General features: G+C 33.0%; 2 protein-coding genes. Both read left to right on the plus strand.

The annotated features are described in order from the left end of the window. Positions 1–33: 33 nt before the first annotated feature. Positions 34–477: a CPCC family cysteine-rich protein gene (locus tag SK086_RS13565; RefSeq protein ID WP_324692341.1), complete on the plus strand. Its 444-nt coding sequence runs from the start codon at positions 34–36 to the stop codon at positions 475–477. Between the two features lie 171 nt (positions 478–648). Next, a complete protein-coding gene (locus SK086_RS13570) occupies positions 649–1,056 on the plus strand; it encodes a hypothetical protein (RefSeq protein WP_324692342.1) in 408 nt (135 codons plus the stop codon). Positions 1,057–1,222 lie beyond the last annotated feature (166 nt).

Genomic DNA, 1,222 nt, shown 5'->3' on the forward strand with positions numbered 1-1,222 from the left:
TAGGCAAGCGACCAACAGAGCGTGAAAAATATTATGGAAAATCAAGCCAAAATAAAAATTATACAAAATAGAAGAGAATATTTCGACAATCTTTTCCCTAAAATCAGTGGATGTAATTTAAGAAAAGATATTGACTTTGAACTTCCAAATTCATGTCCGGCTTGTGGATATTTAACACTCGACAAAAGATGTAGTTGGGAGATTTGCCTACTTTGCTTTTGGGAAGATGACGGTCAAGATGATTTTGATGCTGATAAAATTTATGGCGGACCAAACGGTGAATATTCTTTAACTAGTTACAGAATCCAGTTTTCTGATGAATTTGAAAATTTTAAAAGAGAAAATCAAGATTCAGAGTTGATTGTTGAATTTAGATTATTAGATCATTACATATCGACAAATGAAAAAAATATCGAAAAAGTTAAATTGAAAATTGACAAAATTCTCAGTGAAATTCAAGGAAAGTTAATGAATTAATAATGCCTGCCTATAACAGCTGTTATCCGCTATAGCTGGTTTTTCTTGAGTTGTACTTCTTTCTTCACGTAAAAATATTATCTTAGCAGACAGTACGCAGTTCGTTGGATTCGCTACAGTCGGATAGCAGCGAAACGTTATGCGAAACCTTTTGACAAATACCGTAAAATCATGAAACTAACCAAAATTTTATTGCTTATTTTGACTTTGTTTTTGACAGTTTCATGTTTCGAGAAAAACTCAAATGAAGCAAATGAGGTTTTTGAATTGTGGTCCGGAAATGAACCAAAAAATGTCAATGTCAAAAATGGAAAGTATTGGCGCTCATCTCACTTTACTCTTGAATATATCGTGTATTTAGATTTTCAAACATCTAAAGATTGGATTGAAAAATTCAAAAAGGAAAATAGATTAGAAATCCAAAAATCTAAAACCTTAAATCTTCCAAGTGATGCGCCAAGTTGGTTTGTTCCAAAATCAGGATTTACGTGTTATTCTCAGAAAGGATTTAACCAAGGATCTTTGTATTTTTTTAATGAGGAAACTGGAGAAGTGTTACTTTATGAAATTCAACTTTAAGGCTTCGCATAACAGCGGCTAGTAGCCATTGCTGGATTTTCGTGGTTTCACGTTGGTTTTTAACGTAAATATTTTATCTTAGCTGAAAGTACGCAGTTCGCTGGTTTCGCAAAAAGCCACTAGCCGCGAAACGTTACAGGTGATTTTCTTAGAATTTCTCAGAACT

Source organism: Flavobacterium cheonhonense, assembly GCF_035671315.1.
Taxonomy (GTDB): Bacteria; Bacteroidota; Bacteroidia; order Flavobacteriales; family Flavobacteriaceae; genus Flavobacterium; species Flavobacterium cheonhonense.

Coding starts and splice junctions, on each gene's coding strand:
- SK086_RS13565 (WP_324692341.1), top strand. CDS start 34: ATGGAAAATCAAGCCAAAATAAAAATTATACAAAATAGAAGAGAATAT.
- SK086_RS13570 (WP_324692342.1), top strand. CDS start 649: ATGAAACTAACCAAAATTTTATTGCTTATTTTGACTTTGTTTTTGACA.